Here is a 14,626-nt window from a genome sequence, read left to right as displayed (position 1 = left end):
GCCGCCCGGGATGGCCGGGCGGCTTGGGGTCACGGTGGCGCTTGCGGTGTTACGGCATCAGCACCTTGTCGATCACGAAGATCTCGCCGTTGGACTGGGTGACATCGGCAATGGTGATGTTGGCGACGTTGCCCTTGGCATCGGTGACGGTCCACTTGCCGTGATTGCCGGCGACAGTGATGGAGTCACCCTCGACCGTTTTCAGCATGGCCTTGCCGCCATGCGCCTTGGCCAGCTTGGCGAGGTCGTGCGCGGTGTATTTGCCCGGCACCACGTGGTAGGTGAGGATCTTGGTCAGCGTGGCCTTGTTTTCCGGCTTCAGCAAGTTGTCCACGGTGCCGGCGGGCAGGGCGGCGAACGCCTCGTTGGTGGGCGCGAACACGGTGAACGGGCCGGGGCCTTCCAGCGTTTCAACCAGGCCGGCAGCCTTCACTGCGGCGACCAGGGTGGTGTGATCCTTCGAGTTCATCGCGTTTTCGACGATGTTCTTCGACGGATACATCGCGGCGCCGCCGACCATGACGGTCTTCTGCATGCTCATCGAGTCCATCTGGCCGGCCATCGCCATCGGCACCACGGCCGCGCTGGCCAGCGCCAAGGAGAGGCCGACGGCCAGGGTGCGCAGGCGGGAATGGGTCTTCATGAATGTTCTCCAGGGTTTCCGCTTCGCGGATTGGAAGCAACTGGAGATACGCGCGGTGTGCAGTAACGGATGCATCGCCGATGCCTGGAGTTCAGCGAAGTGAACTCCAGGCGAAGACGCCGGGTGATCAGACTTCGAGCGTGGCGAGGTCGCCTTTCTCTTCCAGCCAGGCCTTGCGATCACTCGCGCGCTTCTTGGCCAGCAGCATGTCCATCAACTTGCTGGTGCCATCGTTCTCGTCGCCGATGGTCAGCTGCACCAGGCGGCGCGTATCCGGATGGATGGTGGATTCGCGCAACTGCGGCGGGTTCATCTCGCCCAGACCCTTGAAGCGGGTGGTGCTGACCGCGCCCTTCATCTTCTCGCGCACGATCCGTTGCAGCATCGCTTCCTTCTCGCCTTCGTCGAGGCAGTAGAACACCTGCTTGCCGACGTCGACACGGAACAACGGCGGCATCGCCACGAACACATGGCCTTCGCTGACCAGCTTGCGGAAATGCTTCAGGAACAATGCGGCCAGCAGGGTGGCGATGTGCAGGCCGTCGGAGTCCGCATCGGCGAGGATGATCACCTTGCCGTAGCGCAGCCCGGACAGGTCGTCCTTGCCCGGGTCGCAGCCGATCGCGACCGCGAGGTTGTGTACTTCCTCGGAAGCCAACACCGAGGTGGACTCCACTTCCCAGGTGTTGAGGATCTTGCCGCGCAACGGCAGGATCGCCTGGAACTCCTTGTCACGTGCCTGCTTGGCACTGCCGCCGGCGGAATCGCCCTCGACCAGGAATAGCTCCGTGCGGGTGAGGTCGGTGGCGGTGCAGTCAGCCAGCTTGCCGGGCAACTGCGGGCCCTGGGTGATCTTTTTGCGCACGATCTGCTTGGCCGCTTTCAGCCGTGCACTGGCGCGCTCGATCGCCAGCTGGGCGATGCGTTCGCCGGTGCTCACGTTCTGATTCAGCCACAAACTGAAAGCGTCATGGACGACGTTTTCGATCATGCCCGCCGCTTGGCGCGAGGACAGCCGTTCCTTGGTCTGGCCGGCGAATTGCGGATCCTCCAGTCGTGCCGACAACACGAAGGCGATCCGCTCCCACACGTCCTCCGGCGCCAGCTTCACGCCGCGCGGCAGCAGGTTGCGGATGTCGCAGAACTCGCGGATGGCGGTGGTCAGGCCGGTGCGCAGGCCATTGACGTGAGTACCGCCCTGCGCGGTGGGAATCAGGTTGACGTAGCTTTCCTGCACCAGGTCGCCTTCGGGCAGCCAGGCCAGGGCGACTTCCATGCCCTCGGCGTTGCGTGCCATCTGGTGCACGAACAAGTCATTCGGCAGTGCTTCGTTGCCTTCGAGTTCGCTGCGCAGGTAATCGCGCAAGCCATCCTCGTAATGCCACTCGATGATTTCGCCGCTGGCCTCGTCGGTGAGTTTCATGTTGAGGCCGGCGCACAGCACCGCCTTGGCGCGCAGCAGATGCTTGAGCTTGCCCAGCGAAATTTTCGGCGAGTCGAAGTATTTGGCCTCGGGCCAGAAGTGCAGGGTGGTACCGGTGCGCTTCTTGCCAACCGTGCCGATCACTTCCAGCGGGCTGACCATGTCGCCGTGTTCGAACGCCATCGCGTATTCCGAGCCGTCACGGCGGATGTTCACCTCGACGCGATCGGACAGCGCGTTGACCACGGACACGCCGACGCCGTGCAGGCCGCCGGAGAAGCTGTAATTCTTGCCGCTGAATTTGCCGCCCGCGTGCAGCCGGGTCATGATCAGCTCGACGCCCGACACGCCTTCTTCGGGATGAATGTCCACCGGCATGCCGCGGCCGTCGTCGCTCACCGACACGGAGCCGTCGTCATGCAACACGACCTCGATCGTCTTCGCGTGACCCGCCAGCGCCTCGTCCACCGAGTTGTCCACCACTTCCTGCACCAAGTGGTTCGGGCGGGAGGTGTCGGTATACATGCCGGGGCGCCGTTTGACGGGATCCAGGCCAGACAGGACTTCGATATCGGCGGCGTTGTAGCGACTGCTCATGCGTGTGTTTCGATGGAGAAAAGACGGCAAAGCATGGGGTGCGTTGGCCTGCAGGGTCAAGCCGGCCGCGCTGGATCAGCGGTAACCCTGCGCCTGCAACGAGAACAAATGGGCGTAGTGGCCGTCTTCCGCCATCAGTTGTTCGTGATTGCCGCGCTCGATGATGCGGCCGTCCTGGATCACGATGATCTGGTCGGCCATGCGCACGGTGGAGAAGCGGTGCGAGATCAGGATCGCGATGCGTCCGCCTGAGAGTTCGCGGAAGTGTTCGAAGATGGTGGCTTCGGCCTGCGCGTCCATCGCGGCAGTGGGTTCGTCCAGCACCAGGATGTCGGCGCGTGAGCGCATGAAGGCGCGGGCCAGGGCGATTTTCTGCCATTGCCCGCCGGACAGCTCGCGGCCGTCGTTGAACCACTTGCCCAGCTGGGTATCGAAGCCGGCCGGCAGGCTGTCGATGAAGTCGCTGGCCATGCCCTTGTCGCTGGCTTCGCGCCAGCGGGCCTCATCGTCGAAATGGGTCACGTCGCCGGCGCCGACGTTCTCGCCCACGCGCATCTGGTAGCGGGCGAAATCCTGGAAGATCACGCCGATGCGTTGCAGCAGCACAGCCTCGTCCCACTCGCGCAGATCGGTGCCGTCGAGCAGGATGCGGCCGCTGTCGGGGGTGTACAGGCGCGTGAGCAGCTTGATCAGGGTGGTCTTGCCCGAGCCGTTCTGGCCGACCAGGGCCAGCGACTCGCCGGGGCGGATGTGCAGATCGATGTCGCGCAGCGCCGGCTCGCTGGCGCCGGGGTAGGTGAAGCTGACCTGCTCGAAGCGGATGCCGTCTTCGGGTCGGGCGCCGCGCTGCGCAGTACCGCTGACCGCGGGCACCGGCGTTTCCAGATACTCGTACAGCGTGGACAGATAGAGGTTGTCCTCGTACATGCCACCGATCGCCGACAGCATCGCCGATACCGCCGACTGGCCCTGCCGGAACAGCGCCAGGTACATCGTCATCTGGCCCAGGGTGATGCGCGCCATCACGGTGCTGGCGGAAATCCATGCGTAGGCGCCATACAGCGCCAGCGTGCCCAGCAGGCCCAGGCCGAAACCCCAGCTGTCGCGGCGTACGGCCAGCTCGCGATCGGCGCGGTACAGCGTGTGGAAGATGTCGCGATAGCGTTGCAGCAGCAACGGGCCGAGGCCGAACAGCTTCACTTCCTTGGCGTGGTCCTCGCGCGCCAGCACGGTTTCAAGGTACAGCTGCATGCGCGTTTCCGGCGAGCGCCAGCGGAACAGCCGGAACGCATCGCCGGAAAATTTGGTTTCGGCGAAGAACGAAGGCAGGCCGGCCAGCAACAACACCGCCACCGCCCACGGCGAGAACTGGAACAGCAGGCTGCCGTAGCTGATCAGCGAGATCGCGTTCTGACCCAGCCCGAATGTGCGGGTGACCAGCGACAGCGGTCGGCTCGACGCCTCGCGCCGGGCACGGGTCAGCTTGTCGTAGAACTCCGAATCCTCGAAGTGTGCCAGCTCGAGCGTCAGCGCCTTTTCCAGGATCATCACGTTGACGCGCTGACCCAGCTGCGCGCGCAGCAACGACTGGCACAGCGACAGGCCGCGTTGAGCGCCGGCCATGGCGGCCACCAGCACGCCTTCCAGCACCACCCATTCGAATACGGTGCGCAGTGGTGCCGTCCCATGCGCTGCCCAGAGCTTGCTGGCGCCGACTACCGAATCCACGATATGCGCGCCCACATAGGCGATGCCGGCCGGCAGCAGACCGGCAACCAGGGTGAGCAGGGCCAGCGCGATGGTCAGCGCGCGGCTGGTGCTCCAGACCAGTTCCAGAGCACGTCCGCTGTAGCGGAACACCCCCAGGAAGCTGCGGGTGAGTTCTTTCGGTGGAGCGGGAGGGGCTGCATGAGGCGGCACGTGGGGAGGATATCGGAAGGCGCGTGACAGGGCGCGAAGCTTCCGAGATGGGGGCCGTGCCGCCCCAGGCAACCCGAGGGGTGTAGGAGCGCACCCTGTGCGCGATGCGTTTTCGCCACGTAGAGGAAAGCATCGCGCACAGGGTGCGCTCCTACAAGGAATCCTGATAGATCTCCGGAAACAGCTTCTGCAGGCGGGCCACCTTGGGTGCATCGTTGAACACGATGTACGGGTTGTTCGGATGCAGATCGTAGTAGTGCTGGTGGTAAGCCTCGGCGGGGTAGAACGTCTTCAGCGGCACCACCTGGGTGACGATCGGCGCGCCGAAGGCTTTGGCGGTGGTCAGCTGGGCGATGTAGTCAGAGGCAATTTTCTTCTGCGCATCATCGCCGTAGAACACCACCGAGCGATATTGGGTGCCGCTGTCCGGGCCTTGCCGGTTCAGCTCGGTGGGATTGAGCGCGACCGAGAAGAACAGCTGCAGCAATTTGCCGTAGCTGACCTGGGCCGGATCGAACTCCACCTTCACCGACTCGGCGTGGCCGGTGTTGCCATCGCTGACGTCGTCGTAATTGGCGGTGTTGGCGGCGCCGCCGGAGTAGCCGGCGGTGACCTTGTGCACGCCCTTGACGTGCTCAAACACCGCCTCGATGCCCCAGAAGCAGCCGCCGGCGAGCACGGCTACCTCGTTGTGCCCGACAGGGGCTGTCGCATCGACGGTTGGCGCAGGCAGTCGCGCGACTTCACTGGCGACCGCCACCGGTTGGCAGGCGGCGAGGCCAGCAATCAGCACGGCGCCGGCCAGTGGAATGAGACGGAACGAGCGGTAGCGGAACATCGGAAACCTCGCTGGCGATGGCATGCAGGAGTGCCGCATGCATGAACAGGTACGTGAAATCGCGGACGGCGGATGCGTGCCGACTCGTGCGTTCAATCAGTCATTCGCTGACGAGCCTGGCGCGGTTACCTGCAGACAGCCGGCGCGCTGGCTACCATGGGCGGGAAACCACCGGAGAGGGGCATGCCTGACGCAATCGACCTGGGCGCGTATCTGCGCCGTGTTGGCTGGGATGGGCCCGTCGCGCCCGATCTGGCAACCCTGCGCGGTCTGGCTACCGCACACGTGGCCACGATCCCCTTTGCAAACCTCAACCCGCTGATGGGCTGGCCGGTGTCGCTGGAGTTGGTGGATCTGCAGCGCAAGCTGGTGCATGACGGGCGCGGCGGCTACTGCTTCGAGCAGAATCTGCTGTTCGAGGCGGTGCTGCGCGAGATCGGTTTCGACGTCACCGGCCTGATCGCGCGAGTGCTGTGGGGGCATCCGGAAGATGTGGAAACCCCGCAGACCCACATGCTGCTGCAGGTCAAACTGGCGGGCGAGAGCTGGCTGACCGACGTCGGCTTCGGTGGCCACGTGCTCACTGGTGCGCTGCGGCTGCAACCCGATATCGAGCAGGCGACCGGCCACGAACCGTTTCGCCTGCTGCGAAACGATGCCGAGTGGCGTGTGCAGTCACTGACTCACGGGGAGTGGCGCAGCTTGTACCGTTTCGACCTGCGGCCGGTGCCGATGATCGACTACGTGGTGGCCAACCACTACGTGTCGACGCACCCCGCCTCGCGCTTCGTGAACCATCTCATGCTTGGCCGCACCACCGCCGATCGGCGGCTGGGACTGTTCGATGCCGACTTCACCGTGCGCCGGCTGGGGCAGGAGCCCGAGCGCCGGCGCCTGCGTGACGTGGCGGAGCTGCGTGAGGTGATGGAACGCGAGTTCCTGTTGCGGCTTCCCGCCGGTGTGGAGTTCGACCGGCGGCTGGAAAGCCTGCCGCAGGGCTGATTCAGCCTGGCCGGCCGGCCTGCGGACGACCGTCATCCAGGCCTTCCGGGTCAGCGAGTACGTGGATTTCCACGTCGTCGATCGTGGCGACCTGGCCTGCGTGGATCTTGCACGTCTTGCGCAGTTCGATCTTGCCATCCACGGCTACCGCGCCGGTGGCGACGATTGCCTTGCCGGCACCGCCGCTGTCGCACAGGCCGACCAACTTCAGCAGCATGTTCAGCTCGACGTAGTCGCCTTCCAGTTCAAATTCGATGGTTTGCATGGTGTTCCAGTGGGGAATGGACGAGCCGCCTTCAGGCGGCTGGGTGAGCTTGTTCGAAGGCGCTGTCGGGTAGCGACAGGAACGCGAACCAGGGTCGTTCCTGTTCTTCGCCGTAGGTGGCGGCATCATCGAGGATGCCGAGCAGGATGTCGTAGTCGGCACTGACTGCCTCGCGCAGTTCGTCGGCATGCTCGAACAGCAGCACATGTCCCCACGCCGGCATCCAGCCGAGGTCGCGAAGGCAATCGGCCAGCGCGTCCCAGTTGTAGCCGAAGCTGGCGGGCAACTTCAGTGAAAAGGCGAGGCGACGCAGCAATTCGTCCTTGTCGCGACAGCCGGCCAGATCGGTACGACACACGCACAACTCATCCCGGCGGGCGTTGCGGGCCAGCCGGTCGAGGTCGTCGACGCCGACGAAGTACACGCCACTCTGGCTGGGCCGGGTCAGGTCGAGATCGAAGCGACGCGTGCTCATTGGCCTGCCTCGAAGCGACGGAAACTGCGGTAGTGGTCGTCGGTGTAGTACCAGACCACCGGCGGCGTGCCGCCCGTGATGATGCGGCGGGCACCGCGGTTGCGGGCGCCGGGGGTTTCCACCGTGTACTCGTGGTAATAGCCGCGCGGCTGCTTCGGCAGCAGACCTTCGTAGTTGCCGAACACCGCGCCGTCCTGGCTGTGTTCGAACGGACCGCCGCGGTCAATCCGCTGGATCATCTCGCGCGCTTGCGCCGGCAGCGGCGTGGTACTGCCGTCCGTCGATGGCGCGGGGCGCGCGACGTCACTGCCCGGATGGGTGGCCGATGGAGTCGGCATGGCCGGAGGACCGGCATGACGGTTCCACATCGTCACCGCGAGAATGACGATTGCCAGCAGGATCAGCGGCTTGAGTTGGCGCATGGCGGTTCGCAGGGGTTGGATGCGCCGCGAGCTTAACAGGGGCAGGCGTGCCACCGGGCGCGGCGGAAGGCGTCCGGCTTTCCCGATCGCAAGAAATTACGCACACTCGGGCTTCCTGTGGCGACGGCACCACGCTGCCCACCCGAATTCTGGAGTACGGATGAGCACCACCACCGACCATGCCGGTGGCCGTCTGCCGCGGCAGATCGCCTACATCATCGGCAACGAAGGCTGCGAGCGCTTCTCGTATTACGGGATGCGCAACATCCTCACCCCATTCCTGATCACCACGCTGCTGCTGTATCTGCCCGAGGGCCAGCGCATCCTGGCGGCGAAGGATATTTTCCATACCTTCGTGATCGGGGTGTATTTCTTCCCGTTGCTCGGCGGGTGGCTCAGCGACCGCTTCTTCGGCAAGTACAACACCGTGCTGTGGATGAGCCTGATCTACTGCGCCGGCCATGCCTGCCTGGCGATCTTCGAGAACAACCGCCTGGGCTTCTTCGCCGGGTTGGGTCTGATCGCGCTGGGCGCCGGTGGCATCAAGCCGCTGGTGGCGTCGTTCGTGGGCGACCAGTTCAACCAGTCGAACAAGCATCTGGCGAAGATGGTGTTCGACGCGTTCTACTGGATCATCAACTTCGGCTCGTTCTTCGCCTCGCTGCTGATGCCGTTGTTCCTTCATCACTTTGGCGCGGCGGTGGCGTTCGGCATCCCTGGCGGCCTGATGTTCATCGCCACGGTGGTGTTCTGGCTCGGGCGCAAGCAATACGTGATGGTGCCGCCGGGGCCGCCCGACCAGCATGCCTTTTCGCGGGTGATCCGCACGGCCTTGCTGACTTGTCGACCGGGCCAGGCGCGACCCGGTTTGTGGCTGGCGTCGGCGGGAGTGGCGGTGGCCGTGGCCCAATTTGCGCTGATGCCATCGCTGGGTTTCGTGATCTGCGCCTGTATCGCGCTGGTGCTGCTGATCGGTGGCGTCGGTGGCGGCGCGTGGATACAGATGGATCGCGCACGCGGCGTGCATCCGGATCATGCCGTCGATGGCGCGCGCAATGTGCTGCGCGTGCTGGTGATCTTCGCGTTGACCACGCCGTTCTTTTCGCTGTTTGACCAAAAGGCTTCGACGTGGGTGGTGCAGGGCTCCGAGATGACCATGCCGTCGTGGTTCCAGCCGGCACAGATGCAGGCGCTGAACCCCTTGCTGGTGATGGTCTTGATTCCGTTCAACAACCTGGTGCTGTACCCGCTGTTGCGCAGGCTCGGTTACGAGCCGACCGCGCTGCGCCGGATGACCGCCGGCATCGCCTTCAGCGGGTTGGCGTGGATCGTGGTCGGCGGCCTGCAGGTGGTGATCGATGGCGGCGATCCGTTGTCGATCGTTTGGCAGGTCTTGCCGTATGCGTTGCTGACCTTCGGCGAGGTACTGGTCTCGGCGACCGGACTGGAGTTCGCCTACAGCCAGGCGCCGACCTCGATGAAGGGTGTGGTGATGAGTTTCTGGAACCTCACCACCACGGTCGGCAACCTGTGGGTGCTGCTGGCCAACGCGGCGGTGCGCAACGAGACGGTGACCGGCTCGATCGCCAGCAGCGGGCTGAGCGTCAACGCATTCCAGATGTTCTTCTTCGCTGCGTTCGCCCTGCTGGCTGCATTGGCGTTCGGTCTGTATGCGCGGCGCTATCGCGAGGTGGATTACTACCGATCGGCTTGAGGACTGCCTGTAGGAGCGCACCCTGTGCGCGATGCTTTTCGTCACGTCACGAAAGGCATCGCGCGCAGCGTGCGCTCCTGCAATTCCGAGGTAGGGCGGACACTGTCCGCCGGCTTTTCCACCTACCGGCAACAGCGGCGGGCAGTGCCCGCCCTACGCATCGATGCGTGCTTGCAGCGCCATCGCGGCGGCGGGATTACGGTGTTTGGCGGCGCTGATGAAGAACACGAAGACGTCGCGCGGGGCCGTTTTCGCCTGCGTCGTGGCAACGTGCGGCAGGGCGGCCACGTCCTTGCCGGCGGCCCAGTCGCGGGCGTATCCAGCCCAGCGATCCAGCTCGGCCGTGGCGTAGCCGGTCACGATCTTGTCGGCGCTGCACATGAGTCGGGCGTAGCTGAAGTCGCCGGTGAGGTCGGCCAGGGACGGATAGTCTGGCGAGTCGGTGAACACGGTGGGTACGCGATGGCTGCGCGCCAGCGCCACGTAGGCTTCGTCAAGGAAGCTGGGATGCCGTACCTCCAGCACATGGCGCAGCGGCAGGCCGTTCAACTCACGCGGCAGCGCGTCGAGAAAGGCGCCGAGATCGTCCGCATCGAACGGTCGGGACGGTGCCAGCTGCCACAGGATCGGGCCCAGCCGGCCGCCCATTTCGGCCAGGCCGCCATGAATGAATCCACTGGCGCCCTTGTCGGCATCGGCCAGTCGCCGGGTTTCGACGACGTAGCGTGGCGCCTTCAGCGAAAACACGAATCCTGCGGGTGTTTCCGCTGCCCACTTCGCGTAGGTCGCCGGCTTCTGCGCACCGTAATAGGTGCCGTTGATCTCGATGGCCCGCAGCTGGCGGCTGGCGTATTCCAGTTCGCGCCGCTGCACCAGCTTCGGTGGATAGAAGTTGTTGCGCCACGGTGCATAGGTCCAGCCGCCGATGCCGACGCGGATGGCCGGACCGTCGTGAGGCCGGGCAGAAAAGAGATCATTCACGGTGACGACTCCGACATGGATTGGCGCAGGTATTCCGCAGCGGTGATGCACAGGACCAGCCACGTCGCACCCGCGCTGAAACCGGCGAACACGTCGCTGAAGTAGTGCACCTGCAGCATGATGCGGCTGATGCCGACCACGCCGATCAACGCTACGGCGGCGGCAATGATGGCCCGATGAAAACGCCGCGACAGCCGCAGCAGCACATAGGCGAGCATGCCGTAGAACACCATGGCGCCGAACGCGTGGCCGCTGGGGAAACTCCAGCCCGGCTCGATGGTGAAGCCATGATCGTGCAGCGGGCGAGCACGATGGAACAGCGCCTTGAGGCTGCCGTTGATCGGCAGGATGCCGAACAGGGCGACGCTCCATGCGGCGGCCAGTCGACCATGCTTGCGCAGCAGCAGAGCGACGGCCACCACGACGGACACGGGCGCTATCCAGAGCACGTCACCCAGATGGGTCACCAGCGCGAGCACGCGCAGCACCGACGTTGGCAATTGCGCGCGCAGTTGTTCGGCCAGATCGGTGTCGAAGGTCGGCAGCTTGCCCGGCGGGCGCGCGGTAACGTCAACGGCGATGGTGGCAAACAGCAGCACCAGGGCCACGCTGAGGACCAGCCCCACTGGCCAACGCAAGAGCACGGCTGGTTCGCCGCGATTGGTGGCACGTTGATTCCAGCGAACGTTGTATTGCCAGGCCTGGTCGCCGGCCAGCAGGGCTAGCAACAGCAGCAGCGCCCACAGCCACAGCGTGTGGGCCGCGACCCATTCCGCCATTGGTTCCATTGTGCTGCTTCCACCGGGATGGTCTTCGAGAACGCCATCATCGGCGCTGTCGGGCGCGACGTCGACCCGGGCCGGGCCGGGCATGACTTCCAGCGCTGGCCTTGCGCCGGGTTTGCCGCGATAGTTGGGCGATCACCACCCGTGGAGCCCTCGATGTCCCAGCGACCCCTTTCCCTGCGTCTGGCGCTTTGCTGCGCGCTGCTCGTTTCCGCCTCGGCCGCCTCCGCCCAGACGGCCGTTGCCACGTCGCCGCCGCCGGTATCCACGGGCGACTCCGCGAGACCGATGCTGCCGCAGCAGCTGCAGGACTTTGGCGCCTATGTCGACAGCGCCCGCAAGACCTTCGACGTGCCGGGCATCGCGGTGGCGATCGTCAAGGACGGCCATGTGGTGATGGAGCAGGGCTTTGGCCTGCGCGAGATCGGCAAGCCGGAAAAGGTCGATGCGAACACGCTGTTCGCGATTGCCTCCAACACCAAAGCCTTCACCGCCGCCGCGCTGCAGCAACTGGCCGGCGAGGGCAAGCTGAAGATGGACGACCGGGTGATCGATCACCTGCCGTGGTTCCGCATGTCCGATGCTTACGTGACCAACGAGATGCGCATCCGCGACCTGCTGGCGCATCGCAGCGGCCTGAGCCTGGGCGCCGGTGACTTGCTGTACTGGCCGCCGACGTCGTACAGCACCAAGCAGGTGGTGCAGCGCCTGGCCAACGTGCCGATCAAGAACGGCTTTCGCAGTGGCTACGCCTACGACAACATCCTGTTCGCGGTGGCCACGCTGGTGATCGAGGAGGCTTCCGGCCAGAGCTATGCCGACTACGTGCGCGAGCACCTGTTCAAGCCGGTCGGCATGGACCAGTCGTTGATCGACATGACCGGGCTCAAGCCGGGCATGGATGTGGCGATGGGCCACGCCAAGCTGGATTTCAAGGATCTCAAGCCGGTGCCGCCGATGGCGTGGCTGAATGATCCGGGCGCTGGCGGCATCTATTCCAGCGTGCACGACATGGCCAAGTGGATGAACGTGCAGCTGGCTGGCGGCGTGCTGCCGACCACGGGCAGCGATGGCAAGCCGCAGCGCCTGTTCTCCGAAAAGGGTCACCAGGAAATGTGGAGCATGCTGACGCCGATCAAGATCGGCAAGCCGTCGATTCCGGAGCTGGCGCCGCTGGTGCCGAACTTCTCCGGTTACGGCGAGAGCTGGTTCCTGTCCGACTATCGCGGCCAGAAACTGGTCTGGCATACCGGTGGCTGGCCGGGCATGGTGTCACGCGTGACCATGGTGCCGGGACAGAACCTGGGCGTGGTGGTGCTGACCAATGCCGAGTCCGGTGCCGCGTTCAACGCGGTGACCTACCGCGTGCTGGATGCTTACCTGAATCCGGACAAGAAGACCGACTGGGTTGCTGCCTACGACAAGGCCGTGAAGAAGTCCGAGGCCAGGGCTGATGAGAGCGTGGCCAAGCATGAGGCGGCGCGCGACAAGGGCAGCAAGCCCTCGCTGGCACTGGCGAAGTACGCCGGCACCTATCGCGACCCGTGGTACGGCGACGTCATCATCAGCAATCAGAACGGCAAGCTGCGCCTGCGCTTCTCCAAGACCGCGCAGCTGGTCGGCACGATGACGCCATGGCAGCACGACACCTTCGTGGTGCGCTGGGACGACCGCGCGTTGAACGCCGACGCGTTCGTCAACTTCAACCTGGATGTGGACGGCCATATCACCGAGATGCGCATGCAGCCGATGTCGCCGCTGACCGATTTCAGCTTCGACTTCCAGGATCTGCGCCTGGTGCCGGTCGCTGAAAAGACCGGCGCCGACGAGTAATGATCCACGGCCGGGGCATGCACGCCCCGGCCTTCGTTGACTGACCTGGGGAACATCGACATGCGTGACGTGCGTGCTGTTGCAGCGATCGTGTTGGGTTGTGGCCTGTTCGCCAGCGTGGCGATGGCGCGCACCGAGGCGCCGGTGGCGCACAGCCAGTTCCATGTCGAGTTGGGTGAAACATTGACCCAGCCTGCCTCGGGCCGGCTGCTGCTGTTTGCCGTGGAGGCCAAGGCAGCGATGGCCGAAGCTGAGAACGGCAAGGTCGAGGAAGTCGATGCCAGCCCGTTCGGCGCCACGCAGGCTTCGGTAGCGGCGCGTGAGTCGAGCCGGTTGTCGCCGGGGCAGGGCGTGGACATCGACACGGATGCACTGGCTTTCCCCGCAGGTTGGTCGCGATTGCCGCCGGGTGACTACCTGGTCCAGGCGGTGCTGGATGTCGATCACAACTACAACTACAGCGGGCGCGGCGCGGGCGATCTGGTCAGCGACGTGGTGCGCATGCATCTTCCGGCCAGCCGTACGCCGACCCTGCAGCTGACTCGTGTGCTGCCAGCGCGGGCGGCGTGGACGCTGTCGCCGAAAACGCCTGAGGTCGTGCGCAACGCGCTTCCCGCCGCGCGCAGCCACAGCCGGTCGATCGATTTCGTCAGCCCGTCGCTCAGCGCGTTCTGGGGTCGGCCGATCCACATGCGCGGCTGGGTGGTGTTGCCACCCGGTTACGACGCGAAGGCGGCAACGCGCTATCCGGTGGTCTACAGCACGCACGGTTTCGGCGGCAACGTGGATCGCTTCACCGGCAGCATCGCGAGCGTGTGGCAGAACATGAGCAGCGGCCAGATGCCGCCGATGATCTGGGTGTTCCTGGACGAATCCAGCGCCACCGGCACCCACGAATTCGCCGACTCGGTGAACAACGGCCCGTGGGGCCACGCGCTCACCACCGAGCTGATCCCGCATCTGGAAGCAGGCTATCGGATGGACGCCAAGTCGAACGGTCGCTTCCTCAACGGGCACTCCTCCGGCGGCTGGGCCACGCTGTGGTTGCAGACGCGTTACCCGGCCATCTTCGGCGGCACCTGGTCGACCTCGCCTGATTCGAGCGATTTCCACGACTTCACCGGGGTGGATCTGTACGCGCCAAATGCGAATGTCTATCGGCGGCCGGATGGCTCGGCGTATCCGCTGGTGCGTGACAAGGGCAAGGTGCTGGCCAGCTTCGAGGCGTTCGCCAAGCTGGAACGGGTATTGGGCGAATACGGCGGGCAGATGGCGTCGTTTGACTGGGTGTTCTCGCCGCGCGGTGCGGACGGCCGGCCGATGCCGATGTTCGATCGCGATACCGGCGCGGTGGATCCTGCCGTAGTGGCGTACTGGCATGACCATTACGACATCGCCCATCGGGTGCAGGCGAATTGGCCGAGCCTGAAGCCTGACCTGGATGGCAAGATCCACCTGATCGTGGGTACCGCCGATACGTTCTATCTGGACGGCGCCGCGCACAAGCTCAAGGCCGTGCTGGACGGTCTGGGCGCAACATCGGACATCCGCTTCCTGCCCGGGAAAACCCATTTCGACTTGTATGCCCAAGGCAACGATCGCAGTGCCTTGCTCAAACAGATCAGCTGGGAGATGTATGCCATCGCGCGGCCAGCGTCGAAGCTGAAGCCGGCTGCCGCACCGTAGGGCGGAAGTGCCTTCGGCCCCGCTTGCGTGGATGTTGCCGCG

General features: G+C 65.0%; 13 protein-coding genes. 4 read left to right on the top strand and 9 right to left on the bottom strand.

Going from position 1 to position 14,626, the window contains the following annotated elements; genetic code table 11:
• Nucleotides 1–49: 49 nt before the first annotated feature.
• The 4 genes from ACVWWQ_RS03765 to msrA all read right to left on the bottom strand — a co-directional run bounded on the left by ACVWWQ_RS03765 (nt 50) and on the right by msrA (nt 5,421).
• Nucleotides 50–643 carry a fasciclin domain-containing protein gene (locus ACVWWQ_RS03765; RefSeq protein WP_133949877.1) on the bottom strand — a complete coding sequence of 198 codons (594 nt, stop codon included), beginning with the start codon at nt 641–643 and terminating at the stop codon, nt 50–52.
• A 127-nt stretch (nt 644–770) separates the two neighbouring features.
• Nucleotides 771–2,663 (bottom strand): DNA topoisomerase IV subunit B, encoded by a 1,893-nt coding sequence (parE, locus tag ACVWWQ_RS03760; RefSeq protein ID WP_099651847.1) that lies wholly within the window; start codon nt 2,661–2,663, stop codon nt 771–773.
• Nucleotides 2,664–2,738: 75 nt separating this feature from the next.
• The gene (locus ACVWWQ_RS03755) at nt 2,739–4,583 is read right to left on the bottom strand and encodes an ABC transporter ATP-binding protein (protein WP_457383301.1); all 1,845 of its coding nucleotides are present in this window, start codon (nt 4,581–4,583) and stop codon (nt 2,739–2,741) included.
• Between the two features lie 151 nt (nt 4,584–4,734).
• Nucleotides 4,735–5,421 carry a peptide-methionine (S)-S-oxide reductase MsrA gene (gene msrA, locus ACVWWQ_RS03750; protein ID WP_133949879.1) on the bottom strand — a complete coding sequence of 229 codons (687 nt, stop codon included), beginning with the start codon at nt 5,419–5,421 and terminating at the stop codon, nt 4,735–4,737.
• 183 nt (nt 5,422–5,604) lie between these two features.
• Here msrA and ACVWWQ_RS03745 point away from each other — a divergent pair, with 183 nt between their 5' ends.
• On the top strand, nt 5,605–6,423 hold the full coding sequence (locus ACVWWQ_RS03745) for an arylamine N-acetyltransferase family protein (protein WP_133949881.1): 819 nt from the start codon (nt 5,605–5,607) through the stop codon (nt 6,421–6,423).
• A 1-nt stretch (nt 6,424) separates the two neighbouring features.
• On the opposite strand, the gene ACVWWQ_RS03740 is transcribed toward ACVWWQ_RS03745, so the two are convergent.
• Genes ACVWWQ_RS03740 through ACVWWQ_RS03730 form a run of 3 tightly spaced genes read right to left on the bottom strand, consistent with a single transcriptional unit; the run spans nt 6,425 to nt 7,585 of the window.
• Nucleotides 6,425–6,688 carry an RNA-binding S4 domain-containing protein gene (locus ACVWWQ_RS03740; RefSeq protein ID WP_133949883.1) on the bottom strand — a complete coding sequence of 88 codons (264 nt, stop codon included), beginning with the start codon at nt 6,686–6,688 and terminating at the stop codon, nt 6,425–6,427.
• 31 nt (nt 6,689–6,719) lie between these two features.
• Entirely contained in the window at nt 6,720–7,163 is a 444-nt protein-coding gene (locus ACVWWQ_RS03735; RefSeq protein WP_133949885.1) for a barstar family protein, read from the bottom strand.
• Nucleotides 7,160–7,585: a ribonuclease domain-containing protein gene (locus tag ACVWWQ_RS03730; protein ID WP_133949887.1), complete on the bottom strand. Its 426-nt coding sequence runs from the start codon at nt 7,583–7,585 to the stop codon at nt 7,160–7,162. The genes ACVWWQ_RS03735 and ACVWWQ_RS03730 overlap by 4 nt, the downstream gene beginning before the upstream one ends.
• Nucleotides 7,586–7,745: 160 nt before the next feature.
• On the opposite strand from ACVWWQ_RS03730, the gene ACVWWQ_RS03725 reads away from it, so the two are divergent.
• Nucleotides 7,746–9,299: a POT-type proton-dependent oligopeptide transporter gene (locus ACVWWQ_RS03725; protein WP_133949889.1), complete on the top strand. Its 1,554-nt coding sequence runs from the start codon at nt 7,746–7,748 to the stop codon at nt 9,297–9,299.
• A gap of 153 nt (nt 9,300–9,452) precedes the next feature.
• Here ACVWWQ_RS03725 and ACVWWQ_RS03720 read toward each other — a convergent pair whose 3' ends face one another.
• A complete protein-coding gene (locus ACVWWQ_RS03720; protein ID WP_133949891.1) occupies nt 9,453–10,280 on the bottom strand; it encodes a DUF72 domain-containing protein in 828 nt (275 codons plus the stop codon).
• A complete protein-coding gene (locus ACVWWQ_RS03715; RefSeq protein WP_133949893.1) occupies nt 10,277–11,068 on the bottom strand; it encodes a phosphatase PAP2 family protein in 792 nt (263 codons plus the stop codon). The genes ACVWWQ_RS03720 and ACVWWQ_RS03715 overlap by 4 nt, the downstream gene beginning before the upstream one ends.
• Nucleotides 11,069–11,221: 153 nt before the next feature.
• Between ACVWWQ_RS03715 and ACVWWQ_RS03710 the strand changes: the two genes are divergently transcribed.
• On the top strand, nt 11,222–12,898 hold the full coding sequence (locus tag ACVWWQ_RS03710; protein ID WP_133949895.1) for a serine hydrolase: 1,677 nt from the start codon (nt 11,222–11,224) through the stop codon (nt 12,896–12,898).
• Between the two features lie 123 nt (nt 12,899–13,021).
• Nucleotides 13,022–14,584 (top strand): alpha/beta hydrolase, encoded by a 1,563-nt coding sequence (locus ACVWWQ_RS03705; protein WP_457383334.1) that lies wholly within the window; start codon nt 13,022–13,024, stop codon nt 14,582–14,584.
• Nucleotides 14,585–14,626: the final 42 nt, after the last annotated feature.

The sequence above is a fragment of the Rhodanobacter sp. TND4EL1 genome (genome assembly GCF_054061035.1).
The sequence above is the reverse complement of the archived record's forward strand: the minus strand, read 5'-3'. Positions and strand labels throughout refer to the sequence as shown.